This is a genomic window from Pseudomonas prosekii, from assembly GCF_900105155.1.
Taxonomy (GTDB): Bacteria; Pseudomonadota; Gammaproteobacteria; order Pseudomonadales; family Pseudomonadaceae; genus Aquipseudomonas; species Aquipseudomonas prosekii.
Genome location: NZ_LT629762.1, coordinates 5,547,933 through 5,570,353, shown reverse-complemented (window position 1 = coordinate 5,570,353; position 22,421 = coordinate 5,547,933). Strand labels below are relative to the sequence as shown.

The following is a 22,421-nucleotide window of genomic DNA, read 5'->3' as shown; positions in this document are numbered from 1 at the left end:
TCGGGGTTTGGAAAGGTCTGACAATCGACGCCACGTTATCTTTTGTTAACTGAGGCGGGATGTGGGGTTGGCTGAATGAATGGGTATCAAGTGGGTTGATTACACGCCCTGAACACGACTGTTTACAGTTGATCCGCGTCGATCACCGCGTTGGCGAAGGCTTGCGGGTCTTCTTGCGGCAGGTTGTGGCCGATGCCGCCGCTGATCAGCCGGTATTGGTATTTGCCGGTGAAGCGTTTGGCGTAATCTTCGGCAGCCGGGTGCGGCGCGCCATTGGCGTCGCCTTCCAGAGTGATGGTCGGCACGCTGATGTCGGGTGCCTTGGCCAGCCGTTGTTCCAGCGCTTCATATTGCGCTTCGCCCTTGACCATACCCAGACGCCAGCGATAGTTGAACACGGTGATGGCGACGTGATCCGGGTTGTCCAGCGCCGCCGCGCTGCGGTCGAACGTGGCGTCGTCAAAGGTCCATTTCGGCGACGCGGTTTGCCAGATCAGCTTGGCGAAGTCATGGCGATTTTTCGCGTAACCGGCCTCGCCGCGCTCTGTCGCGAAGTAGAACTGGTACCACCATTGCAACTCGGCTTTGGGCGGCAGCGGAGTTTTCCCGGCCGCCTGGTTGCCGATCAGATAACCACTGACCGCCACCAGCGCCTCTACTCGCTCCGGCCACAGCGCCGCGACGATATCCGCCGAACGTGCGCCCCAGTCGTAGCCGCCGAGCACGGCTTTGTTGATCTTCAGCGCGTCCATGAAATCGATGACATCACTGGCCAGCGCCGCCGGTTGGCCGTTGCGCAGGGTTTTGTCGGAGAGGAAGCGGGTATCGCCATAACCGCGCGCATACGGGATCAACACCCGATAACCCTTGGCTGCGAGCAGCGGCGCCACGTCGCTGTAGCTGTGAATGTCGTAAGGCCAGCCGTGGAGCAGAATCACCACTGGGCCGTCAGCAGGACCGACTTCTGCATAAGCCACGTCCAATAATCCGGCTTTGACGTGCTTTAGCGCGCCGAGCGAATCGGATGTGCTGGTAGCCGTGCTGGCCGCCACCGGGGTCGAGGTTTTAACATCGGCATGCGCCGAGAACGCGGCGACGTTCAGGGCCGCGAACAGGCTGGCGGTGGCGAGTGTGTTCCAGTTCATGGTGATCTCCTCAGGCGGCGAATGAAGGTCGTTTTGATTGCCTTGATGGACGCTATTCAAACGCCCGGGGGTATCTGCCATGTGTCGTAAAACCACGGCTAACATCCCTTAACGTGTCCAGCGGTGGGTGAGATACAGTGCGATACAAATGCACAGCGAACATTTCTGTTGGCGACCGGGTCGCTTTCGCGAGAGGGCTGGCTCCTCTTAGGGAATGTGCTGTGGCGGGTGAATCGGGCGAATAACAAGAGGTGGGCGATGGAACATGTGGACCACATCCTGATCGTCGATGACGATCGCGAGATCCGTGAGCTGGTCGGCAATTACCTGAAGAAAAACGGCCTGCGCACCACGGTCGTGGCTGACGGCCGGCAGATGCGCAGTTTCCTCGAAGCCAATCAGGTGGATTTGATCGTGCTGGACATCATGATGCCCGGCGATGACGGCTTGCTGCTCTGCCGCGAACTGCGCTCGGGCAAACACAAAGCCACGCCGATCCTCATGCTCACCGCTCGCAACGATGAAACCGACCGCATCCTCGGCCTGGAAATGGGCGCCGACGATTACCTGACCAAACCGTTCGCCGCCCGCGAACTGCTGGCGCGGATCAACGCCGTGCTGCGCCGCACGCGCATGCTGCCGCCGAACCTGCTGATCAGCGAAAGCGGTCGGCTGCTGGCGTTTGGTCGCTGGCGCCTCGATACCACCGCCCGCCATTTACTCGACGAGGACGACACCATGGTCGCCCTCAGCGGCGCCGAATATCGTCTGCTGCGGGTGTTTCTCGATCATCCGCAACGGGTGCTCAGCCGCGACCAATTGCTCAACCTGACCCAGGGCCGCGATGCTGACCTGTTCGACCGCTCCATCGATTTGCTGGTCAGCCGGTTGCGCCAGCGGCTGCGGGATGATTCGCGTGAATCCACTTACATCAAGACCGTGCGTAATGAGGGCTACGTGTTTTCGTACCCAGTGGAGATGCTCGGCGCATCGTCATGAGCGGATTTGTATCTGCGTGTATATCAACCGCCGATAGATACGTTGCCGCCGATTTCGCGGCCCACAAGCACACATCAGCGATACACCCGGGCGTTTAACTGTGACCACCAGCTAGCACTGAGCTACTCGGCGCTGCTGACTCACTCAACTTAAACGCACGGAGAATCACCCATGTTCAACTTCTCGAAAGTCTCGTCCCTGGTACTCGGTCTCGCATTGGTTGGCGGTCTCGGTTTGTCGAATCTGGCGTCGGCCAACAGCCCGAATACAGGCTCTCACGCTTCGGTTCAGCAACTGCTGGTGGAAGGTGGATCGGACCGGTTGCAACAGAATCGTGTGGCCGAGGGCGGCGCCGACCGTCTGCAGGAACTGCGTGAACGTGTGGCCGAGGGCGGTTCAGATCGGCTGATGCAGAATCGTGTGGCTGAGGGTGGCGCGGATCGTCTGCAGGAATTGCGTGAACGTGTGGCGCAAGGCAGCCCGGGGAATACGCTGATGGCTGGTGTAGTCGTCGCGGAAAACCGCCCGGAGTTCGGCTCGAAATATCAGCGCTACTGATCACATCCGCCCATACACCCCCAATCAACTGTAGGAGCGAGCCTGCTCGCGATAGCGGTCTGCCAGGCGACTGAGATGTTGAATGTTAAGCAGCCATCGCGAGCAGGCTCACTCCTACAGGGGGTCTGCGGTGGCCACTGAAATCGCGACCGACACCGATCAACTGTAGGAGCGAGCCTGCTCGCGATAGCGGTCTGCCACGCGACTGAGATGTCAAATATTAAGCAGCCATCGCGAGCAGGCTCACTCCTACAGGGGGCTGCGGTGTGGGGTAGGCGCTCGGCAGTCATGGATCAACGCTCTCGATATCAACTATGCGCAAGGGTGTTTTTTCATCGCGCGGTTCCAGCACTAGAGTGGCGACATCTTCTTCCCACTCTCTGGAGCAACATCATGAAAAGCATTATTGGTCTGACCTTCGCCCTTACCGTCCTTGGCGCAACTTCGGCCATGGCCGCGCCTCAAGCCATCGCCGCGGTCAAAGTCGGCCAGCAAGCGGTTCAAAGCGTGAACACTGTCGGCATCGACACCGAACGCAAAGGCAGCGTCAATCTGCAGCAGAACGCCGAACAAACCAAACTCTACGTCGCGGAAAACCGTCCTGAGTTCGGCACCAAGCATCAGCGCATCGATGCTTGATCTGGCAGGCGCTGCAAGCACTCAAGACAAACATCAAACCTGTGGCGAGCAAGCTTGCTCGCCACAGGTGCGTCTTGATCCACAGATTTGATTCAGCGTTCGACAGCCAGCCGCGCCGCCAGCGCTTTCGCCTGACTCGCCACATCCGTCACCGCGGTACTTTCCCACCACATCCCGCGCAACGGCGGCCCCATCGCAAACAACCTTCCGCCAACCCGCCCGTCAGCATCCAGCACCGCGCCATCCGCCGTCGCCGCTATCCCCAACGCCAACGGCCCAGGCTGGATCAACCCGCGCGCCAGCAACTGCTGCGGTAATGGCCGGGCAACGCGCCGCCAGTCGTATTCGATGCCGCTGGAATTGATCAACGCCGCGCCACTGACGATTACCTCCTCAGCCTCACCGCGCCGCCGAATGCGAATACTCACGCCGCCATTACCATCCGCCGCCAAGCCCTTGAACGAAGCCGCCTGAATACGCAGCCGCCCTTCCCCGTGCAAGCGCTCCACCAACTCGGCGCTGAGCGGCGGCGAGCGATGGTGATGGCTTTCCCACCACGGCCGCACGTGCCGCACAAACTGCCGACGCTGCTGATCAGTCGCCTGACTCCACAAGCGGCCGATGTGCGCGCGAACCGTGTCCAGCGGCGCTTGCCAGTCAATGCCTTGGGCGAGCGCCGCGCGACACTGGCGGCGCAACTCGCGGACCAATTGACGCGGCGTGCGCAGACTCTGGTCCACAGCGAGAAAATCCACCCAGGCCGGCGGTTGGCGCCGCACATGCGGGAGCAATCCGTGCCGGGAAAACACTTTGATCGGCCCGCGATGGCCGGCCTGCTCGAGCGACACCACGGCGTCGACCATGGTCAAACCGGAACCGATGATCAATACCGTCGATTGCGCATCCAGTCGGCGCATCGCCGCGACATCCCAAGGGTCCAGCGCCGCTGCATTGACGCCGCTGGACTCGGTTTGCGGCGTGCGCGCAGCAGCAAACATCCCGGTGGCCAACACCGCAAAAGCGCCCTGCAAACGTTGACCATTACTCAAGGTCAGTTGCACCGAATCATCCCGCGCGATCAGATCAACCACCTCCGCGCGCACGTGCTCAACCGAAGAACCGTTCAGCGCGCCCACTTCCTGCGCCTCAGCCAACCGCTGCTGCACGTACAAGCCGAAAATCCCGCGCGGCGGAAACAGCTCGCTGATCGGCACATGCTGCTGGTCCGACTGCGGCCAGCCACCCGCTGCAATGTAGTGCGTCAACCAATGGGTCAAATCATCGGCATTGTCCGGGTCGACGCTCATCCGCGCCGCGTTGCCGTTCAGCGTGTGGCCCAACTCGACGGCGCTGTACGCTTCGCCCCGACCGAGTTCGGCGCGCGGCTCGACGACCAGCACCGAGCGCCGGCCGGGCAAACGCAGCAACTGCGCCGCGAGCATCGCGCCGCTGAGGCCGCCGCCGATGATCAGGATGTCTGCGTGGCGGAGGGTGTCGGTCGGATGCCCGCTGGAAGTTGGATTCATCGCACTCTCGAATGGTTAGCCGATTTTCACAGGTAAAACCTTGTATTTCAGTTGCTTATATAACTATCAGAGAATCGGTCGCAGCTTAAAAACACCGGCCTACTCATCAACTGTTAATGGGTAAACAGTTAAATCACCACATTCCGCACAAACCGCGCCGCCACTTCACCGTCGTTGCGATAGGAGTGTGGCTGGTTGCTGGCAAACATGTAGAACTCACCCGCAGCGATTGTCTGCGCGGTGTCGCCGAGCATCAGCGTCAGGCAGCCTTCGAAGACAAAGAGCTGTTCGCTCCAGCCATCGGCGTCCGGTTGCGAAGGATAGATTTCGCCCGGTTGCAGGCACCATTCCCACTGCTCCACTTCGCGGGTCGCGGTGGCTTTGGAGAGCAACACCGCTTTGCTGCCGGGGATGGTGCCGGCCCAGGCGATTTCGTTGATGCGGCTTGGATCGCGCACGTCGGGTGCCTGGATCAGGTCGCTGAAGGCAACGTCGAGCGCTTCGGCGACGCGGTCGAGGGTGGTCAGGCTGACGTTTTTCTCGCCGGCCTCGATGGCCACCAGCATGCGCCGACTGACGCCGGATTTCTCGGCGAGCGCGGTCTGGCTCATGTCGGCGGCGTGACGCAGGCGTCGGACGTTCTGACTGACGTGCTGCAGGACCGACGCTCGAGGGGTGGAATCTTTGTGCACTATATTGCTCACTCGGTGGGGTTGGGCAGTATACTGCGCAACTTCGGGCGCATTGTGCGTCTCACTCAGGTAGCGCGCAAGGTTATGACGTCGGTGAATTCCCCCCAGGCTTCTTCTCGTTTCTCGCGGTTCAGCAAAGCCGAGTGCGTGCTGGTGGTGATCACCATGATCTGGGGCGGGACGTTTTTGCTGGTGCAGCACGCGATGACTGTCAGCGGCCCGATGTTTTTCGTCGGTCTGCGCTTTGCCGCTGCCGCGTGCATCGTTGCCTTATTCTCCTGGCGCAGCCTGCGCGATCTGACGCTGCTGGAGCTCAAGGCTGGCGCCTTTATTGGCGTGGCGATCATGCTCGGTTACGGCTTGCAGACGGTTGGCTTGCAGACTATTCCCAGCAGCCAATCAGCCTTTATTACCGCGCTTTACGTGCCGTTTGTGCCGTTGCTGCAATGGCTGGTGTTCGGCAAGCGGCCGGGGCTGATGCCGAGCATTGGCATCATGTTGGCGTTCACCGGGTTGATGATGTTGTCTGGGCCTTCCGGCGCTTCGCTGGATTTCAGTCCTGGCGAAATCGCGACGTTGATCAGCACGGTGGCGATTGCCGCCGAGATTATTCTGATCAGCACTTATGCCGGTCAGGTTGATGTGCGGCGGGTGACCGTGGTGCAACTGGCGGTGACGTCGGTGCTGGCGTTCTTGATGGTTGTGCCGACGCAGGAAGTGCTTCCGGGTTTTTCCTGGTTATTGCTCGGCAGCGCGCTGGGGCTGGGCGCAGCAAGTGCGGCGATCCAGGTGGCGATGAACTGGGCGCAGAAGAGCGTTTCGCCAACCCGCGCGACGCTGATTTATGCCGGCGAGCCGGTGTGGGCCGGGATCGTCGGGCGCCTCGCCGGCGAGCGGTTGCCAGCGATTGCGCTGCTCGGCGCCGGGTTGATCGTCGCGGCGGTGATCGTCAGTGAACTGAAAACCAAGGGCAAGGATCGCGAGCAGCGCGAAGAAGCGCTGGAGAGCGAGACGGCGGATTAGATTGCGGCGTTTATGAGGGCTTCTGTAGGAGCGAGGCTTGCCCGCGAAGGCGATTGACCATTCAAAACAGATGTTGGCTGACACCCCGCTTTCGCGAGCAGGCTCACTCCTACAATGGTTTTGTGTCGTGCACAAAACGTCTGGCTTAAGCAATCCAGTGGGAGCAAGGCTCGCCCGCGATGAGGCAGGCCTGCCATCCCCCCGCCGCAAGAAACAATGCAAATCAACCTTTTTCAGTCCACTTTGTAGGATCCTGCCACAAGTTGGCGTTTTGCGATCTTGGAGCTGGCACGTATGATGCTTCACAAACTTCCGCAGATTAGAAGCCTATGTCCCTGATAGTTCTACTGCTTCTGCCCTTTATCGGCAGCTGTGTCGCGGCTTTGCTGCCACACAACGCGCGCAACACCGAATCGCTGTTGGCTGGCCTGGTTGCCTTGATTGGCACTATTCAGGTCGCCCTCCTGTACCCGCAGATCGCCGATGGCGGCGTCATCCGCGAAGAATTCTTCTGGTTGCCCAGCCTCGGGCTGAACTTCGTTTTGCGCATGGACGGCTTTGCCTGGCTGTTCTCGCTGCTGGTGCTGGGCATCGGCACGCTGGTGTCGCTGTACGCCCGCTACTACATGTCGCCGGACGATCCGGTGCCGCGATTCTTCGCGTTTTTCCTGGCGTTCATGGGCGCCATGCTCGGTTTGGTGATCTCCGGCAACCTGATTCAAATCGTGTTTTTCTGGGAACTGACCAGTCTCTTTTCATTCCTGTTGATCGGCTATTGGCACCACCGCGCCGATGCGCGACGCGGCGCCTACATGGCGTTGATGGTCACCGGCGCCGGCGGATTATGCCTGTTGGCGGGGGTTATTCTGCTCGGCCATGTGGTCGGCAGCTACGACCTCGACAAGGTCCTGGCCGCCGGCGATCTGATTCGCGCACACGCCCTCTACCCCATCCTGCTCCCGCTCATTCTGGTCGGCGCTTTAAGCAAAAGCGCGCAATTCCCCTTCCACTTCTGGCTGCCGCACGCCATGGCGGCACCCACCCCGGTTTCGGCTTATCTGCACTCGGCGACCATGGTCAAGGCCGGGGTTTTCCTGCTCGCGCGGCTGTGGCCGTCGCTGTCCGGCAGTGAAGAATGGTTCTACATCGTCGGCGGGGCCGGCGCGTGTACGCTGCTGCTCGGCGCTTATTGCGCGATGTTTCAGAACGACCTCAAAGGTTTGCTGGCGTACTCGACCATCAGCCACCTCGGCCTGATCACCCTGCTGCTGGGCCTCAACAGTCCGCTCGCCGCCGTCGCCGCGGTGTTCCACATCCTCAACCACGCCACCTTCAAAGCTTCGCTGTTCATGGCCGCCGGCATCATCGACCACGAAAGCGGCACCCGCGACATCCGCAAGCTCAGCGGCCTGATCAAGCTGATTCCGTTCACCGCGACGCTGGCGATGGTCGCCAGCGCCTCGATGGCCGGCGTACCGTTGCTCAACGGCTTCCTCTCGAAAGAAATGTTCTTCGCCGAAACCGTGTTCATCAACGCCACGGCGTGGGTAGAAATGGCGCTGCCGATTGTCGCGACCATCGCCGGCATGTTCAGCGTCGCCTATTCCCTGCGCTTCACTGTCGACGTGTTCTTCGGCCCGACCGCCACCGATCTTCCCCACGTCCCGCACGAACCGCCGCGCTGGATGCGTGCGCCGGTCGAACTGTTGGTGTTCACCTGCCTGATCGTCGGAATCTTCCCGGCGCAAGTGGTCGGCCCATTACTCGCCGCTGCCGCACTGCCGGTGGTCGGCGGCACGCTGCCGGAATACAGTCTGGCGATCTGGCACGGCTGGAACGCGCCGATGATCATGAGTCTGGTGGCCATGTCCGGCGGCATCGTCCTCTATCTGTTGCTGCGCAACCAACTTAAACGCGGACGCTTCAAATACCCGCCGATCATTGGCCGCTTCAACGGCAAGCGCCAGTTCGAGCGCAGCCTCGTGGTGATGATGCGTCTGGCCCGACGTCTCGAACGCCGCGTCAGTTCCAAACGTCTGCAAACCCAATTGTTCCTGATGGTCGTCGCCGCTGTGCTGGGCGGGTTGATCCCGATGCTCAACAGCCAGTTGAGCTGGGGCGATCGGCCGAAGATTCCCGGCTCGATCGTGTTCGTGACCCTCTGGTTGCTGGCAATTGCCTGTGCCCTCGGCGCCGCGTGGCAAGCCAAATATCACCGACTGGCGGCCCTGACCATGGTCAGTGTCTGCGGGTTGATGACCTGCGTAACCTTCGTCTGGTTCTCGGCGCCGGACCTGGCGTTGACCCAACTGGTGGTCGAAGTGGTGACCACGGTCCTGATTCTGCTCGGTCTGCGCTGGTTGCCGCGACGGATCGAAGAAGTCACGCCACTACCGAGCACCCTGCGCAAGGCGCGCGTGCGGCGGATTCGTGACTTCCTGTTGTCGGTGGTGGTCGGCGGCGGCATGGCGCTGCTGTCCTACGCGATGCTGACGCGGCAGACACCAAACGATATTTCCTCGTTTTACCTCAGCCGCGCGCTGCCCGAGGGTGGCGGCAGCAACGTGGTCAACGTGATGCTCGTGGACTTCCGTGGCTTCGACACCCTCGGCGAAATCACCGTACTGGCGGCCGTGGCGCTGACAGTCTTCGCCCTGCTGCGTCGTTTCCGCCCACCGAAAGAAAGTTTGCAGCTGCCAGCCCAGCAACGTTTGCTGGCGCCGGATGTAGTCACCGACCTGGTCAACCCGCGTTCGGCCAGCGACACCGCGCTCGGCTTCATGATGGTCCCGGCCGTGCTGGTGCGTCTGTTGCTGCCGATTGCCGTGGTGGTTTCCTTCTATCTATTCATGCGCGGGCACAACCAGCCGGGCGGCGGATTTGTCGCCGGGCTGGTGATGTCGGTGGCGTTCATTCTGCAATACATGGTCGCCGGCACGCAGTGGGTCGAGGCGCAAATGAGCCTGCGACCGTTGCGCTGGATGGGCACCGGTTTGCTGTTCGCCACCGTCACCGGGCTCGGGGCAATGGCGGCGGGTTATCCATTCCTGACCACGCACACCTGGCATTTCAAACTGCCGGTGCTGGGTGACATCCACATTGCCAGCGCGCTGTTTTTCGACATCGGCGTGTACGCCGTGGTGGTTGGTTCAACCCTGCTGATGCTCACCGCCATCGCCCACCAATCGGTGCGAGGTCACAAAACCGCCGCGCAACCCAAGTCCTCTGCCCTGCCCCGAGCCGTAGCTGCCAAAGGAGCCGTCTGATGGAAGAAGTCATCGCAATCGCCATCGGCGTCCTCGCAGCCTCCGGCGTCTGGCTGATCCTGCGGCCACGGACATTTCAGGTGGTCATGGGCCTGTGCCTGCTGTCCTACGGCGTCAACCTGTTCATCTTCAGCATGGGCAGCCTGTTTATCGGCAAGGAACCGATCATCAAGGACGGCGTGCCGCAGGATCTGCTGCACTACACCGACCCGTTGCCCCAAGCGCTGGTTTTGACCGCCATCGTCATCAGCTTCGCCATGACCGCGCTGTTCCTCGTGGTGTTGCTGGCTTCGCGGGGCTTGACCGGCACCGACCACGTGGATGGCCGGGAGCCTAAAGAATGAATGTGATGACGCACCTGATCGCAGCGCCGATTCTCCTGCCGCTGCTGACCGCCGCCATCATGCTGATGCTCGGCGAACGGCATCGCCCGCTCAAAGCCAAGATCAATCTGTTCTCAAGCCTGGTCGGCCTCGGCATTTCGGTGATGCTGCTGCAATGGACCCAAAGCAGCGGCGTGCCCGGTTCGATTGGCGTGTATCTGCCGGGCAACTGGCAGGTGCCGTTCGGCATTGTGCTGGTGGTCGATCAACTGTCGGCAATGATGCTGGTGCTGACCGGGATCATCGGCGTCAGCGCCCTGCTATTCGCCATGGCGCGCTGGGATGGCGCCGGTTCGAGCTTCCACGCCCTGTTCCAGATTCAATTGATGGGTCTGTACGGCGCGTTCCTGACGGCCGACCTGTTCAACCTGTTCGTGTTCTTCGAAGTGCTGCTCGCGGCGTCTTACGGCTTGATGCTGCACGGCTCCGGCCGGGCGCGGGTGTCGTCAGGGCTGCATTACATTTCGATCAACTTGCTCGCCTCTTCGCTGTTTCTGATTGGCGCGGCGCTGATCTACGGCGTCACCGGCACGCTGAACATGGCCGATCTGGCGATGAAAATCCCGCTGGTGCCAGAAGCCGATCTCGGTTTGCTGCATGCTGGCGCGGCGATTCTGGCGGTGGCGTTTCTGGCAAAAGCCGGGATGTGGCCCCTGAACTTCTGGCTGGTGCCAGCCTACTCCGCCGCCAGCGCGCCGGTCGCGGCGATGTTCGCGATCATGACCAAAGTCGGCGTCTACACCTTGCTGCGTCTGTGGACGCTGTTGTTCTCCGGGCAAGCCGGGGCGTCGGCGTATTTCGGCGGCGACTGGCTGATCTACGGCGGCATGGCGACGATTACCTGCGCCGCCGTGGCGATCCTCGCCGCGCAGCGCCTGGAACGCATGGCCAGCCTGAGCATCCTCGTGTCGGCCGGGATTCTGCTGTCAGCCATCGGTTTCGCCCAACCCAACCTGATCGGCGCAGCGTTGTTTTACCTGGTCAGCTCGACGCTGGCATTGAGCGCGCTGTTCCTCTTGGCCGAGTTGATTGAGCGTTCCCGTTCTGCCAATGAGATCCCACTGTTCGACGACGGCGACCTGCTGCCACGGCCGATGGAATCGCTGCAACCGCCCAAAGGCATCAACCTCGACGATGAGCAGAAAGCCGTGGTCGGCCAGGTAATTCCCTGGACCATGGCGTTCCTCGGTTTGAGTTTTATTGCCTGTTCGTTGCTGATCATCGGCATGCCGCCGCTGTCCGGGTTTATCGGCAAGCTCGGCTTGCTGCACGCGCTGCTCAATCCGCTAGGTCTGGGCGATAGCGCCGACATCCCGGTGTCGAACGCGGCGTGGGGCTTGCTCGCACTGCTGGTGCTTTCCGGTCTGGCTTCGCTGATTGCCTTTTCGCGGTTGGGCATCCAGCGCTTCTGGACCCCGGAAGAACGGCCTTCACCGCTGCTGCGACGCTTCGAATGCGTGCCGATCATCGTCCTGCTGGGGTTGAGCGTTGCGCTGACTTTCAAGGCTGAACCGCTGCTGCGCTACACCCAGGCTGCCGCGCAGGCGTTGAATAATCCCGAGCAATACGTAATGGCGGTGCTCGCCACCCGCGCGGTGCCGAGCCCCGAGGGCAAAGCGGCCCTGCTGGAGGCGCAGCCATGAAGCGTCTGTTCCCGGCACCGTGGTTGTCTTTGGCGTTGTGGCTGTTGTGGCTGCTGCTGAACTTGTCGTTGAGCCCTGGCAATCTGTTGCTCGGTGCGCTTCTCGGTTTTTGTGCGCCGCTGATGATGCGCAAACTGCGCCCGTTGCCGATCCGAATTCGCCGGCCGGGGGTCATTGTGCGGTTGTTCTTGCTGGTCGGGCGCGACGTGGTGGTGTCGAACCTCGCCGTGGCCTGGGGCGTGCTGACCGCCGGCCACCGCCCGCCGCGCTCGGCATTCGTCAAAGTGCCGCTGGATTTGCAGGACGCCAATGGCCTCGCGGCGTTGTCGGTGATCTGCACGGTGGTGCCCGGCACGGTCTGGTCGGAACTGGCGCTGGACCGCAGCATTCTTTTGCTGCACGTGTTTGATCTGGACGATGAAACGACGTTTATCGAGCATTTCAAGACAACCTACGAACGGCCCCTGATGGAGATCTTCGAATGAGCCCTTTGTTGGCGAATGCGATCCTGCTGAGCCTGTTCATCTTCTCCGTGGCGATGATCCTGACGCTGCTGCGACTGTTTCGCGGCCCGTCGGCTCAGGACCGAGTGTTGGCGCTGGATTACCTGTACATCATTGCCATGTTGATGATGCTCACCCTGGCCATTCGTTATTCCAGTGACACTTACTTTGAGGCGGCGTTGCTGATCGCGTTGTTCGGCTTCGTCGGCTCGTTTGCCCTGGCCAAATTCCTCCTGCGTGGCGAGGTGATCGAATGAATGGCGAATTGTCGATGTGGGTGGAGATCCCAGTGGCGATTCTGCTGGTGCTCAGCAGCCTGTTTGCGCTGATTGGCGCGGTGGGACTGGTGCGAATGAAGGATTATTTCCAGCGCATGCACCCGCCGGCCCTGGCCTCGACGTTAGGCGCGTGGTGCGTGGCGTTGGCGTCGATCATTTATTTCTCGGCGCTCAAGTCGGCGCCGGTGCTGCACGCGTGGCTGATTCCGATTCTGTTGGCGATCACCGTGCCGGTAACCACGCTGCTGCTGGCGCGCGCGGCGTTGTTCCGCAAGCGCATGGCCGGGGATGATGTGCCGGCCGAGGTGAGTAGCCGCAACAGTGAGCGTCAGGGCTAAGTTCAACGGTTTGTATTGATTGGGCGAGCGTCTTCGCGGGCAAGCCTCGCTCCCACAGCTGTAGCGCAGCGAGGCTTGCCCGCGAAGCTTTCAGCAACTACTCAAATCCACGCAACCGCCAACAACCCCGCCCCCAGCACCACACACAACGGCGAATAGGCCCAGGTATCCAGTCGCGCGAACTTCGAATCCTTGACCTGTTTGAAAAACCCCAACAGATTCGAATCACCAATCGCCCGGGCAAACATCAGCATCGCGACAGCGCTGATCACCCATTGCAGCGACCAGTGATGCACCGTCGGCAAATACAAACCGACACGCAAACACACCAGCATCGCAATCAGCAACAATCCCACGGCGACCAGCAACGTCGCAAAACCCGACGGCTTGAACGCCGGCCTCGATTCGCCGCCGCCCTCGCTGGGCACCCGAGGCACCGCCGCATCACTTCCGAGCTTGCCACCCGCTGCCCAGTACAGATGAATCAGGCTGATCAGCAGGAAGATTGCAGCCATCCATTGCGCGACCATTAGGCTCATATTCAGAATTCCAGCGTGAAATGTCGCAGCAGGATGAACTTCATCGCGCATTTTTGTAAGGGTAAATGTCATCGACGGTGCTAAAGTGCCGCTCCATGAAATTCGCCCGATCTGATCGCACACTAATGGCCTGGATGCTTTATTGCTGCGTCCTGTTCAATGTGTTCGCCTGCAGCATCGGTCACGGGCAAATGGTCGGGATGCAGCTCAACGGCCTCGGCGGCCAGTTTTGCAGCGTCGACCCAGCGACTCAGGCGCCCGCCGCCGCCAACCCTGCCGAAGACAAACTGCCAACTTTGGCCAAAGCCTTTGGCTGCCCGCTGTGCTCCACCGGCGGCATGGGTCCGGCGCTTAATTCCAGCCTGACCCTGGCGATTCTGCCGCAACAACACAGCCCGCCATTGGCCGCCGTTGCCACGATCGACCTGCCTGCCCGCCACACTTGGCCGTCGGCCAACCCCCGCGCCCCGCCCTTCGCCTGAATCACCTCGACCGTATCGATCAGCCTGCTCGCTAACGCGTGGCGTTTGCCTGTGCGCTGTTTTCCAGTCAAGAATTCAGGATTCAATCGATGAAACACATCCCTTTGCTAGCGAGCCTGTTTGGCTGCCTGCCGCTTTCGCTGTGCGCAAGCGCCTGGGCGCAAACCAGCATCGACCTCGCGCCGATCACCATTGATGGCGAAAGCAATGCCGAGCCCGGCCTCAGCCTCGATCAATCCAGCGGCATGGCTTCGCGCCTCGGTTTGAGCGTGCGTGACACGCCGGCCTCGGTGGCCATCGCCGACCGCAACGACATCGAACGCCACGGCGCGCAGAACTTTCAGGACGCCGCCAACACCTTGCCCGGCGTCAATGCCAGCGCGCCGCCGGGGTTTGGCGGATTCGTCTCCTATCGCGGTTTCACCAGCAGCCAGATCACCCAGATGTTCAACGGCATCAACGTTTCCGGCGGCCTCGCCCGCCCGGTGGACGCGTGGATTTATGATCGGGTGGAACTGGTCGGCGGGCCCTCGTCGCTGATCAATGGCGCCGGCTCGGTCGGCGGCTCGTTGAACTACGTGAGCAAACTCGCAACCCGCGACGAGCAAGCCGCCGAAGGTCGGGTCAGCTACGGCAGTTATGACACCACTGAAACCGCCTTCGGCCTTAACCACGCGCTTAGCGAGGCTGGCGCAGACGTGCAGCATTACGCGCGGCTCGACGTCAGTCACAACGCCAGCAACGGCTACATCGACCGCCAGCAACGCGACGCCTGGAGCGTGGCGTTTTCACTGCTCAGCGACCTGACGCCAAACCTGTCGCACACGCTGGCGCTGGAGTATCAGGACGAACACGAGGACAGCCCTTACTGGGGCACGCCGGTGCTCAATCCCAAGGCGGGCGAACTGAAGATCGACAAACACAATCGCTTCAACAACTACAACGTCGAGGACGGTCGTTATGAGCAGCGCACGCTCTGGGTGCGCTCGATTATCGACTACCGGATCAACGACAACACCACGTTGCGCAACACCCTGTATCACCTCGACAGCCAGCGCGATTATCGCAACCTTGAAACCTACCAGTACAACGCCGACAACAGCGCAGTGAATCGCTCCACAGCGTATCAGGTGCGGCATCAGGGCGAGCAGAACGGCAACCAGTTCGAGTTGCGCCACGACAACACTTTGTGGGGGCTGGAGACCACCTGGTCCGGCGGTTTCGAGTACAAGGTCAACCAGACCACCAACTCACCGCTGAATGTCAAAGGCACCAGCAGTGTTGACCCGAACAACTTTCAGCCCGGTCACTTCTACGATATTCCGGGGACCAGACCGGGGTTTGTCAGCGACAAGACCAACCAAGTCACGACCAAAGCGTTGTTCGCCGAAAATCGCCTGGCATTGACCGACAAACTGGCGTTGCTCACCGGCCTGCGCTACGACGACATTGACCTCGACGTGACCAATCACCGGGAAGTGACCACGAGCAATCCGCGACACCTCAAGCGCAGCTGGGAACCGCTGACTGGCCGGGTCGGGTTGACCTATAAATTCATTCCTTCGGCTAACGTTTACGTGCAATACAGCACCGCCGCCGAGCAGCCGAATGGCACGCAGGATTTCGACGTGTCCACCGGCAAGCAATGGGAGGTTGGCAGCAAGTTTGATTATCTCGACGGTCGCGGCTCAGCGACGCTGGCGGCGTACACAATCGAGCGCAAGGATTTTGCGGTGACTGATCCGCTGGACACAACCCAGAGCATCCCGGTGGGTCAGCAAACGTCGAAAGGCATCGAGTTGGCGAGTTCTTTGCGCATTACCGACAAGCTCCTGGCCGAGGGCAATTTCGCCTGGGTTGATGCGCAATACGATGAGTTCAACGAGAAAAACGCGGCGGGCGCGGGGGTTTCGCGCAAGGGCAATACGCCCACCAATGTCCCGGACCGCGTCGGCAATCTGTGGCTGACCTACGACTTTGCGCCGCAATGGCAGGGTGGTGTCGATGCGCGGTACGTGGCGTCAGTGTTTGCCGACAACGCCAACACCATGACCGTGCCGTCGTACACGTTGTTCGGCAGTTTTCTCAGCTACAAGGTGGATCGGCATACCACGATCACCGGGCGGGTGCGCAACCTGACCAATGAGGTGTATGCCGAGTTTGCGCATGTGTCGCCGGCCTATTACCTCGGGACACCGCGCACGTTTGAATTGGCGGTGCAGACCAGGTTCTAACAGCAAGAGCATCGCGGGCAAGCCTTGCTCCCACAGATTTCGGGTTGTCCGTCGATTCGATTCGACAAATACCTGTGGGAGCATGGCTTGCCCGCGAAGGCAGCCTCGAAATCGCCATCGCCGGCAAGCCTTGCTCCTGAAAGTTATTGGTTAATTCAATGAAGCGCTGACCTTATCCGCCACATCCTTCGGCACCCACGCCTGCCACACATCCGGGTGCGCCTTCATGAACGCCTCGGCCGCCTGCCGCGGTGCGGTGTGTTTCTCGCTCATCTGCGCCAGCGCCTTGTTCAATGGCTCGATCGGGAAATCGACCTTGCTGAAGAACTCGGCAATCTGCGGATACTCTTTCTGGAACGGGGTCGACACGCCAATCGACAGTTTCGACGGCAGCGAACGGGTCGGTTTCGGATTCGGGTTATCGGCGTCGGTCAGGGTTTTCCACGCTTCAGCGTCAAACGGCGGTTCTTCCAGTTGGATCAACTTGAAGCGCCCGAGCAATGGCGTCGGCGACCAGTAGTAAAACAGGATCGGCTTGCCGCGACGGATCGACGAACTGATCTCCGCGTCCAGCGCTGCACCCGAGCCGCTGCGGAAATTCACAAAACTGTCGTTGAGCCCATAGGCGGTAAGTTTCTGCTTGTTGACCACTTCCGAAGTCCAGCCGATCGGGCTGTTGAGGAAGCGCCCTTTGCCGGGGCTCTCCGGGTCGTTGAATAAGTCCTTGTAGCGCGCCAGGTCGGTCACGCTGCGCAGGTCCGGCGCCATCGGTTTGATGCCTTTGGCCGGATCGCCCTTGATCACGTATTCCGGCACCCACCAGCCTTCGGTGGCGCCTTTCACCGTGTCGCCGAGGCTGACGACTTTGCCTTCGGCCTCAGCCTTGACCCACACCGGACTGCGCCCCGCCCACTCTTCGCCGATGACCTGAATGTCATTGTTGGCCAGCGCGGTTTCCAGTGTGATGGTGGTGCCGGGCAGCGTGTCGGTCGGCAATCCGTAACCCTTCTCGACGATGATCCGCAGGATATCGGTGATCAGGCTGCCGCTTTCCCAGTTCAGATCGGCGAAATGTATCGGGGCTTGCGCGGCGAACACCGGGAGCGGCGTCGTCAGCAGACCGAAGGTGGCCAGGGTGGCCGCCAGCAACCGTCGAATTCCTTTCATGCTTTTGCACCTCGTGCTGTTCACAGCAATAGCAGGATGGCCTGACAGACAAGACCGCAAGCCTCTGAATACTCAGTCCACTGACTGTAGTAGAGGTTCCTGCTTTTTCGCGGTGATGAGGTGGGGGGATTACTTTTCAGCAGGTTGCTGCAACTGCGCCAGTTCCCTGCGCACCATGCTGGCGTATTCCGCCGGACGCAATGTGTAGATTTGCGACGCCACCCAGTTCAGCCAAGCGCTTTGCATTACAGCCTTCTGGTCGAACAGGCGTTGAGCCTCGACCTTGGCACTGGCGAGGTTCTGCTGGTGAAAATCGGCGCGGGTCAGCGCCATTACTCGCTGGCCTTGAAGGTCACCAGTTCACCCTTGCGCCACTTGGCAGCCTTGGCCGTCACGGCTTTGAGGGTTTTGGTCAGGCCTTCCTGCAACTGTTGGTGAGCGGCAAAAACCATCACCACGCTGTGGCCTTCCTTGAACACCACGCCGTGGCCGTCAGCCGTGGTGACAAACGCGTAATCGCCCAAACCGTAAACAGTCAGTTTGATTTCGCGAAACCTGATCTCGAGTTTCCCGCCTTCACGGCTGGGCAGCACGGAAGCGCTGAAATGATCGCCGACCTTGAGTTTGAGGCCGGGCTTGTCGTCGACGACCAATGAAGCTTCGGTGTCGATCTCGGCGATGTAAATGCCTTCGGCGTTCTGTTCGGTGACATAAACAAAACGCGACTGAAACTGTTTAACCAACTTCGCACGCAAATCGCCCAGAACGAACAACGCGTGCATATCAAGATTACTTACTGCCAAGGAAACATCCCCACATCTGAAAATGATGCTGCACGCAGGAAAGACGCACAGCAGAAAAAAGCGGCCATGGCGAATAACTTGCCGAATGAGCCGGGTTGAAATCCTGAACCGAGCAGAGCGCCCGTCCAACGCGAGGTAAGTAAGATTACTGGATTGTCACTCGCGCCGTCCTCCCTGACTTTCGTCAGAAACGTGAGGAGAACACTCTAATTGCAACCAAAAATAGCGGACTACCAACATTAGGGAAGAGTCCGCCTGAAAAAAGCGATTTTTCTGACATATCAGCGGCAAAAAATTGCTTTAGATGGACGTCATCGCTAACCAGCGTCGGCGATTCTAGAGCAGCGATGCTCATCGAGACTACTCAAAACGACGGACATACGTCGGTAAACATACGAAAAGGACTTCTAATGTGCACCATGACTCATTTTGCCCATCGCCCAACGCAGCACCAAAACAGCTGTGGGGCCATGCACCCGGCGCTGTTGCAAGCAGACGGACTGGACCTGCAAGCGTTTACTCTGCCCACTTTCCAGGTGGTGCCGGCCGGCAAGGCGTTCTTCCATATCAGGGAAACGTCGACAGGACGTGTCAGAGGTTTCCGCACCGACCATAACCAAGCCTGCGCCCTCGCCCGCTCATTGGCAGCACGCGCCTGACACACTTTATTGCATTGGCTTCAAATAACGTTTCGTCATGCCGACGAGTTAACTCAGCCGTCGGGCGGCAACAACTGCCATACTGCGCGACCCATGAAGGCCGCTCCCCTCGGCGGACGGCTTCAATACAACAGAATATTTTCAAGGGAAGGCTGCTACGTGACGGAATTTGATATCGGCGAATTTTTTATCCGGGGCGAAGCCCGAGAGATCGAAGGCGAGTTTCAGGCTGTCATCGTGATGCGTACCAAACCGCCCTTGAACACCGTGACTTACCATCAGGTCGAGAAAGATCGCTGGTTCAAAACCTCGGACGTCGCCGCCGTTGCCGCCCAGGATGCCGCCAAAGCCCTGAAGCTGGCGGTCGATGAAGGTGCGCTGAAAGCCTGATTTCGCGTTGGCGTCTACGCTCTTTGCTGCTTTCGAACATCGAGATCGAACTCCTGCAGCGCGGCTGCCTCAGATGCAATGAAGCCGCACTCAGATTTCGCATTCGACGCGACCCAAGGAGATGAACATGGACTCACCAACACACGACTTGCAAGGCTTGTTCGACCAGCTCGGTCTGGACTCCGACGAGAAATCCATCGACCAATTCATCGCTGATCACAGATTGCCCGACGATGTAAAACTGATCGAAGCCGACTTCTGGAACGAGCGCCAAGCTGCATTCCTGAAAGAAGAACTGCGCATCGACGCCGATTGGGCACGGGTAGTGGACGAATTGAACCTGCGCCTGCATCAAAATCACTAATCCCGAACCTCACCCACCCCTGTAGCAGCTGGCGAAGCCTGCGTTGTAGCAGCTGGCGCAGCCTGCGTTCGGCTGCGAAGCAGTCGTAAACCCTGAGCGCGAGGTATTCCTGATACACCGCGCTGGCTGATTTCACGACTGCTGCGCAGCCGAACGCAGGCTGCGCCAGCTGCTACAGGGGTCGGGAAACTTCGTGACTGCGCACTATAAACCCCGCCCCTAGCGCGGTTTTTCTGGTTTATAGCCCAACCGCAACCCACCCCAATGCCTGCCCTTGAGCATGATCGGCACCGACAAATCGTGCATCAGCTCACCGGTGTCGCGCGTGTACGTCTGCAACAGCACCAGTTGCTGATGGCTGCCACAACGAATCCCGGTGCGGTCGGCGAACTTGCGTTTGGTGCGGTTCTGCACGGTATCGACCTGCGGATCGCCCGTCAGCGGCTGGCTGAACACAGCGTTATGCGTCGGCACATACCCTTGCTGCGTGCAGGCAATCGCAAACACCAGACCTTCATGGCGCGGCAACAACGGTTCCTGAATCGCCGGCAGCACCTGATCGGTGTACCGGTCGAAACGCGTCTGGAACTTCGCCGGGGCAGTGTGCGCAATCGCCTGGTAATTGCGATCAAACAAGTCATCCAGGCTCACCCGGCCCTGATCGACATCCGCCTCAAAACGCGCGGCAATCTGACTCGCGCCTTCGCGGGCGAGGTCATAAATGCGCTGGTGATAATCGTCCAGACCGACTTCGGCGAGGCGCTCGCTGATGGTTTCAGCCTGACCTTCCATTTGCACAGCGGCCTCGGCCAGGCGTCGGGTTTGCTCATCACTGATCGCCAAATCGCTGCGCATCTGTTCGATGGCGTGGAACAGACTGTCCAGTTGTTCGCGATTGGTTTCGGCGCCACGGGCGATTTCGCCGACCTGCTGTTCAACACCGGCGGCCAGGCGTGCGATGTTGTCGAGGTGCTGACCGGTGTGCTCGACCTGCTGCACACCGACGTCGAGATCGCCGGAGAGTTGGCGGATCTGCTCGACCACTTGCGCCGTGCGTTGCTGAATGTCAGCGACCATTTCCCCGACTTCACCCGTTGCCGTCGCCGTACGCGCGGCCAAACCGCGCACCTCATCGGCGACCACCGCAAAACCTCGACCGTGCTCGCCGGCCCGCGCCGCTTCGATGGCGGCGTTGAGTGCGAGCAGATTGGTCTGGCTGGCGATGGACTGGATCACCAGCGTGACACGCTGAATATCGTCGCTGCGCAGGCTCAAGGCTTCGATCAGTTCGCGGCTGGCGCTCGCGCGTTCGCTGAGCTGATGCATGCGCGAAATCGATTCGATCAACTCGGTGCGCCCGGCGGCGCTGCTTTGATGGGCTTCGCTGGCAGCGCTCAACGCTTCGCGGCTGAGCGTCGAAGTCGCCTGTTCGGTGGAAATCATCACTTCGGCATTGCTGACGATGCGCTTGGCGGCGTCGAGCTGCGACTGCACTTTCTCCGCCAGTTGCTTGACCGAGAACGCCACGCCCGCGGCGGACAAGGCGTTGTGGCTGGTGGTATAGGAAAGATCGCGGGTCAGTTCGGCGATCGCGCTGCTGTTGTCGACCGGCGTTGAATCGACACTCGCGCGGCTGCGCAGGCGCGGCAACCAAATAATCAGCACCGCCACCGGCAGGCCGACGTAAAGCGATGCACCGCCCAGACTCATACCGCAGAGCAACAGCACCAGAGCGATGCTTTGCAATGTCGGCGTCAGCCAGCGGTTTGTTGCTGCAAGCGCTGGTGCAGGCAATCGCCCAACCAGAGATCCGTCTCTCGTCATCTTCGTCACCCCATGCGTCTTCTATTTGTTGTGACTGCATTAAACGCCACTAATGGGCCATTATCTATGGTCAGTTGGTCGCGGATGTTGCAGTGGGTCAATAGAAAACGCAGACGGCAAAAAACATCGCGGGCAAGCCTTGCTCCTACGGTTGTGTGTAGGAAAAAGGCTTGCCCGCGATGTGGGCGCTACCGAATCAGGCCTGACGCTGGTGCTTGTCGATCTGTTCGTGACGCTCTTGGGCTTCGATGCAGTACTTGGTGGTCGGGCTGATCAGCAGGCGCTTCAGGCCGATGGCCTCGCCGCTGTCGTCGCACCAGCCAAAGCTGTCTTCTTTGATGCGTTCCAGAGCCTGTTCCAACTGAGGCAGCATGCGCTGGTCGCGATCGATCGCGTTGACCAGCCAGGTGCGCTCTTCTTCAACGGAAGCAGCGTCGGCCGGGTCAGCCGGAGTATCCAGGCTTTCGATGGCGATGCGGTTCTGCTCGATGCGCTCGTGGGTTTCGACTTTCATGTTCTGCAACAGCTCAGAGAAAAAAGCATGTTGCTCGGCATTCATGTAGTCATCCGCCGGCATGGCCAGCAACTTGTCCTTTGTCATTGATATCTCTATAAAAAAACGTGCATTAAGGCGAATTAGGGAGCGTTCCGGCGAACGTTGATCGTCCGCCGCAAAGGCGCCATTTATTCCAAGCGCCACCCGGCACTCAATTTACGAGGGGCGGCAGTCTAAGGCCGACTTGAGGCCTCAGCAACTGAAAAGACAGCGAATTTGTCCGACAACACCCGGAAAGTGCGCCATGGCAGCCGTTGTGGTGGTTATCGGAGTGCGTTTATAGCAAGAAATTCAGTCCAGCGGCTTTATATAGAAGACAAACGGCGGCGCTACGCGGTTATCACGCACTGCCCAATTTGCCGCGCGGGCGGAAAAGCTTGAGGCATTCGTCGCTACCCCGATAACCTGAG

Annotated in this window: 24 protein-coding genes; 15 read left to right on the top strand and 9 right to left on the bottom strand. The window is 60.2% G+C overall.

Annotated elements, in window-relative coordinates; genetic code table 11:
• Positions 1-122: 122 nt before the first annotated feature.
• Complete coding sequence (locus BLU01_RS25230; protein ID WP_092280588.1) at positions 123-1,145, bottom strand: alpha/beta fold hydrolase; 1,023 nt, start codon at positions 1,143-1,145, stop codon at positions 123-125.
• Positions 1,146-1,403: 258 nt separating this feature from the next.
• On the opposite strand from BLU01_RS25230, the gene BLU01_RS25225 reads away from it, so the two are divergent.
• The 3 genes from BLU01_RS25225 to BLU01_RS25215 all read left to right on the top strand — a co-directional run bounded on the left by BLU01_RS25225 (position 1,404) and on the right by BLU01_RS25215 (position 3,341).
• Positions 1,404-2,144 (top strand): response regulator, encoded by a 741-nt coding sequence (locus BLU01_RS25225; RefSeq protein WP_092280586.1) that lies wholly within the window; start codon positions 1,404-1,406, stop codon positions 2,142-2,144.
• A gap of 171 nt (positions 2,145-2,315) precedes the next feature.
• Complete coding sequence (locus BLU01_RS25220; protein WP_092280584.1) at positions 2,316-2,702, top strand: hypothetical protein; 387 nt, start codon at positions 2,316-2,318, stop codon at positions 2,700-2,702.
• Positions 2,703-3,095: 393 nt separating this feature from the next.
• A complete protein-coding gene (locus BLU01_RS25215) occupies positions 3,096-3,341 on the top strand; it encodes a hypothetical protein (RefSeq protein ID WP_092280582.1) in 246 nt (81 codons plus the stop codon).
• 92 nt (positions 3,342-3,433) lie between these two features.
• On the opposite strand, the gene BLU01_RS25210 is transcribed toward BLU01_RS25215, so the two are convergent.
• Positions 3,434-4,867, bottom strand: a complete 1,434-nt coding sequence (locus BLU01_RS25210; RefSeq protein WP_092280580.1) for an FAD/NAD(P)-binding protein — start codon at positions 4,865-4,867, stop codon at positions 3,434-3,436.
• Between the two features lie 128 nt (positions 4,868-4,995).
• Complete coding sequence (locus BLU01_RS25205) at positions 4,996-5,559, bottom strand: helix-turn-helix domain-containing protein (RefSeq protein ID WP_092280578.1); 564 nt, start codon at positions 5,557-5,559, stop codon at positions 4,996-4,998.
• Here BLU01_RS25205 and BLU01_RS25200 point away from each other — a divergent pair.
• From BLU01_RS25200 to BLU01_RS25170, 7 genes are all read left to right on the top strand, one after another.
• A complete protein-coding gene (locus BLU01_RS25200) occupies positions 5,554-6,582 on the top strand; it encodes a DMT family transporter (RefSeq protein ID WP_092280576.1) in 1,029 nt (342 codons plus the stop codon). The genes BLU01_RS25205 and BLU01_RS25200 overlap by 6 nt on opposite strands.
• Positions 6,583-6,911: 329 nt before the next feature.
• The gene (locus BLU01_RS25195) at positions 6,912-9,848 is read left to right on the top strand and encodes a monovalent cation/H+ antiporter subunit A (RefSeq protein WP_092280574.1); all 2,937 of its coding nucleotides are present in this window, start codon (positions 6,912-6,914) and stop codon (positions 9,846-9,848) included.
• Positions 9,848-10,192, top strand: coding sequence for a Na+/H+ antiporter subunit C (locus BLU01_RS25190; RefSeq protein ID WP_007986256.1), 345 nt, complete (start codon positions 9,848-9,850; stop codon positions 10,190-10,192). The genes BLU01_RS25195 and BLU01_RS25190 overlap by 1 nt, the downstream gene beginning before the upstream one ends.
• Positions 10,189-11,874 (top strand): monovalent cation/H+ antiporter subunit D, encoded by a 1,686-nt coding sequence (locus BLU01_RS25185; protein WP_092280572.1) that lies wholly within the window; start codon positions 10,189-10,191, stop codon positions 11,872-11,874. Before BLU01_RS25190 ends, BLU01_RS25185 begins: the two co-directional genes overlap by 4 nt.
• Positions 11,871-12,359: a Na+/H+ antiporter subunit E gene (locus tag BLU01_RS25180; protein WP_092280570.1), complete on the top strand. Its 489-nt coding sequence runs from the start codon at positions 11,871-11,873 to the stop codon at positions 12,357-12,359. Before BLU01_RS25185 ends, BLU01_RS25180 begins: the two co-directional genes overlap by 4 nt.
• A complete protein-coding gene (locus BLU01_RS25175) occupies positions 12,356-12,634 on the top strand; it encodes a K+/H+ antiporter subunit F (RefSeq protein WP_092280568.1) in 279 nt (92 codons plus the stop codon). Before BLU01_RS25180 ends, BLU01_RS25175 begins: the two co-directional genes overlap by 4 nt.
• A complete protein-coding gene (locus tag BLU01_RS25170) occupies positions 12,631-12,993 on the top strand; it encodes a Na+/H+ antiporter subunit G (RefSeq protein WP_092280566.1) in 363 nt (120 codons plus the stop codon). Before BLU01_RS25175 ends, BLU01_RS25170 begins: the two co-directional genes overlap by 4 nt.
• Before the next feature lie 101 nt (positions 12,994-13,094).
• Here the strand turns inward: BLU01_RS25170 and BLU01_RS25165 are convergent, their stop codons facing one another.
• The gene (locus BLU01_RS25165) at positions 13,095-13,532 is read right to left on the bottom strand and encodes a DUF3995 domain-containing protein (protein WP_092280564.1); all 438 of its coding nucleotides are present in this window, start codon (positions 13,530-13,532) and stop codon (positions 13,095-13,097) included.
• Positions 13,533-13,627: 95 nt separating this feature from the next.
• Here BLU01_RS25165 and BLU01_RS25160 point away from each other — a divergent pair, with 95 nt between their 5' ends.
• Both BLU01_RS25160 and BLU01_RS25155 read left to right on the top strand, forming a co-directional pair.
• Positions 13,628-14,014, top strand: a complete 387-nt coding sequence (locus BLU01_RS25160) for a DUF2946 domain-containing protein (protein ID WP_092280562.1) — start codon at positions 13,628-13,630, stop codon at positions 14,012-14,014.
• Positions 14,015-14,103: 89 nt separating this feature from the next.
• Positions 14,104-16,248: a TonB-dependent receptor gene (locus tag BLU01_RS25155; protein WP_092280560.1), complete on the top strand. Its 2,145-nt coding sequence runs from the start codon at positions 14,104-14,106 to the stop codon at positions 16,246-16,248.
• Positions 16,249-16,398: 150 nt separating this feature from the next.
• Here BLU01_RS25155 and BLU01_RS25150 read toward each other — a convergent pair whose 3' ends face one another.
• The 3 genes from BLU01_RS25150 to BLU01_RS25140 all read right to left on the bottom strand — a co-directional run bounded on the left by BLU01_RS25150 (position 16,399) and on the right by BLU01_RS25140 (position 18,218).
• A complete protein-coding gene (locus tag BLU01_RS25150) occupies positions 16,399-17,415 on the bottom strand; it encodes an ABC transporter substrate-binding protein (protein WP_092280558.1) in 1,017 nt (338 codons plus the stop codon).
• Between the two features lie 129 nt (positions 17,416-17,544).
• On the bottom strand, positions 17,545-17,748 hold the full coding sequence (locus tag BLU01_RS25145; protein WP_092280556.1) for a hypothetical protein: 204 nt from the start codon (positions 17,746-17,748) through the stop codon (positions 17,545-17,547).
• Positions 17,748-18,218, bottom strand: coding sequence for a hypothetical protein (locus BLU01_RS25140; protein ID WP_092280554.1), 471 nt, complete (start codon positions 18,216-18,218; stop codon positions 17,748-17,750). Before BLU01_RS25140 ends, BLU01_RS25145 begins: the two co-directional genes overlap by 1 nt.
• 470 nt (positions 18,219-18,688) lie before the next feature.
• Between BLU01_RS25140 and BLU01_RS25135 the strand changes: the two genes are divergently transcribed.
• From BLU01_RS25135 to BLU01_RS25125, 3 genes are all read left to right on the top strand, one after another.
• The gene (locus BLU01_RS25135) at positions 18,689-18,877 is read left to right on the top strand and encodes a hypothetical protein (protein ID WP_408003152.1); all 189 of its coding nucleotides are present in this window, start codon (positions 18,689-18,691) and stop codon (positions 18,875-18,877) included.
• Between the two features lie 159 nt (positions 18,878-19,036).
• On the top strand, positions 19,037-19,267 hold the full coding sequence (locus tag BLU01_RS25130) for a hypothetical protein (RefSeq protein ID WP_092280552.1): 231 nt from the start codon (positions 19,037-19,039) through the stop codon (positions 19,265-19,267).
• 127 nt (positions 19,268-19,394) lie between these two features.
• The gene (locus BLU01_RS25125) at positions 19,395-19,631 is read left to right on the top strand and encodes a DUF2789 domain-containing protein (RefSeq protein ID WP_092280550.1); all 237 of its coding nucleotides are present in this window, start codon (positions 19,395-19,397) and stop codon (positions 19,629-19,631) included.
• 219 nt (positions 19,632-19,850) lie between these two features.
• Here BLU01_RS25125 and BLU01_RS25120 read toward each other — a convergent pair whose 3' ends face one another.
• A complete protein-coding gene (locus tag BLU01_RS25120; protein ID WP_408003151.1) occupies positions 19,851-21,074 on the bottom strand; it encodes a methyl-accepting chemotaxis protein in 1,224 nt (407 codons plus the stop codon).
• 577 nt (positions 21,075-21,651) lie between these two features.
• Entirely contained in the window at positions 21,652-22,056 is a 405-nt protein-coding gene (locus BLU01_RS25115) for a TraR/DksA family transcriptional regulator (protein WP_007907888.1), read from the bottom strand.
• Between the last annotated feature and the right edge of the window lie 365 nt (positions 22,057-22,421).

Excerpts from the sequence above, each read along its gene's own strand:
- BLU01_RS25230 (WP_092280588.1), bottom strand. The coding sequence starts at position 1,145 with ATGAACTGGAACACACTCGCCACCGCCAGCCTGTTCGCGGCCCTGAAC.
- BLU01_RS25165 (WP_092280564.1), bottom strand. The coding sequence starts at position 13,532 with ATGAGCCTAATGGTCGCGCAATGGATGGCTGCAATCTTCCTGCTGATC.
- BLU01_RS25125 (WP_092280550.1), top strand. The coding sequence starts at position 19,395 with ATGGACTCACCAACACACGACTTGCAAGGCTTGTTCGACCAGCTCGGT.
- BLU01_RS25160 (WP_092280562.1), top strand. The coding sequence starts at position 13,628 with ATGAAATTCGCCCGATCTGATCGCACACTAATGGCCTGGATGCTTTAT.
- BLU01_RS25135 (WP_408003152.1), top strand. The coding sequence starts at position 18,689 with ATGCACCCGGCGCTGTTGCAAGCAGACGGACTGGACCTGCAAGCGTTT.
- BLU01_RS25115 (WP_007907888.1), bottom strand. The coding sequence starts at position 22,056 with ATGACAAAGGACAAGTTGCTGGCCATGCCGGCGGATGACTACATGAAT.
- BLU01_RS25120 (WP_408003151.1), bottom strand. The coding sequence starts at position 21,074 with ATGATTTCCACCGAACAGGCGACTTCGACGCTCAGCCGCGAAGCGTTG.
- BLU01_RS25210 (WP_092280580.1), bottom strand. The coding sequence starts at position 4,867 with ATGAATCCAACTTCCAGCGGGCATCCGACCGACACCCTCCGCCACGCA.
- BLU01_RS25175 (WP_092280568.1), top strand. The coding sequence starts at position 12,356 with ATGAGCCCTTTGTTGGCGAATGCGATCCTGCTGAGCCTGTTCATCTTC.
- BLU01_RS25170 (WP_092280566.1), top strand. The coding sequence starts at position 12,631 with ATGAATGGCGAATTGTCGATGTGGGTGGAGATCCCAGTGGCGATTCTG.
- BLU01_RS25220 (WP_092280584.1), top strand. The coding sequence starts at position 2,316 with ATGTTCAACTTCTCGAAAGTCTCGTCCCTGGTACTCGGTCTCGCATTG.
- BLU01_RS25225 (WP_092280586.1), top strand. The coding sequence starts at position 1,404 with ATGGAACATGTGGACCACATCCTGATCGTCGATGACGATCGCGAGATC.
- BLU01_RS25215 (WP_092280582.1), top strand. The coding sequence starts at position 3,096 with ATGAAAAGCATTATTGGTCTGACCTTCGCCCTTACCGTCCTTGGCGCA.
- BLU01_RS25180 (WP_092280570.1), top strand. The coding sequence starts at position 11,871 with ATGAAGCGTCTGTTCCCGGCACCGTGGTTGTCTTTGGCGTTGTGGCTG.
- BLU01_RS25145 (WP_092280556.1), bottom strand. The coding sequence starts at position 17,748 with ATGGCGCTGACCCGCGCCGATTTTCACCAGCAGAACCTCGCCAGTGCC.
- BLU01_RS25150 (WP_092280558.1), bottom strand. The coding sequence starts at position 17,415 with ATGAAAGGAATTCGACGGTTGCTGGCGGCCACCCTGGCCACCTTCGGT.
- BLU01_RS25190 (WP_007986256.1), top strand. The coding sequence starts at position 9,848 with ATGGAAGAAGTCATCGCAATCGCCATCGGCGTCCTCGCAGCCTCCGGC.
- BLU01_RS25195 (WP_092280574.1), top strand. The coding sequence starts at position 6,912 with ATGTCCCTGATAGTTCTACTGCTTCTGCCCTTTATCGGCAGCTGTGTC.
- BLU01_RS25155 (WP_092280560.1), top strand. The coding sequence starts at position 14,104 with ATGAAACACATCCCTTTGCTAGCGAGCCTGTTTGGCTGCCTGCCGCTT.
- BLU01_RS25185 (WP_092280572.1), top strand. The coding sequence starts at position 10,189 with ATGAATGTGATGACGCACCTGATCGCAGCGCCGATTCTCCTGCCGCTG.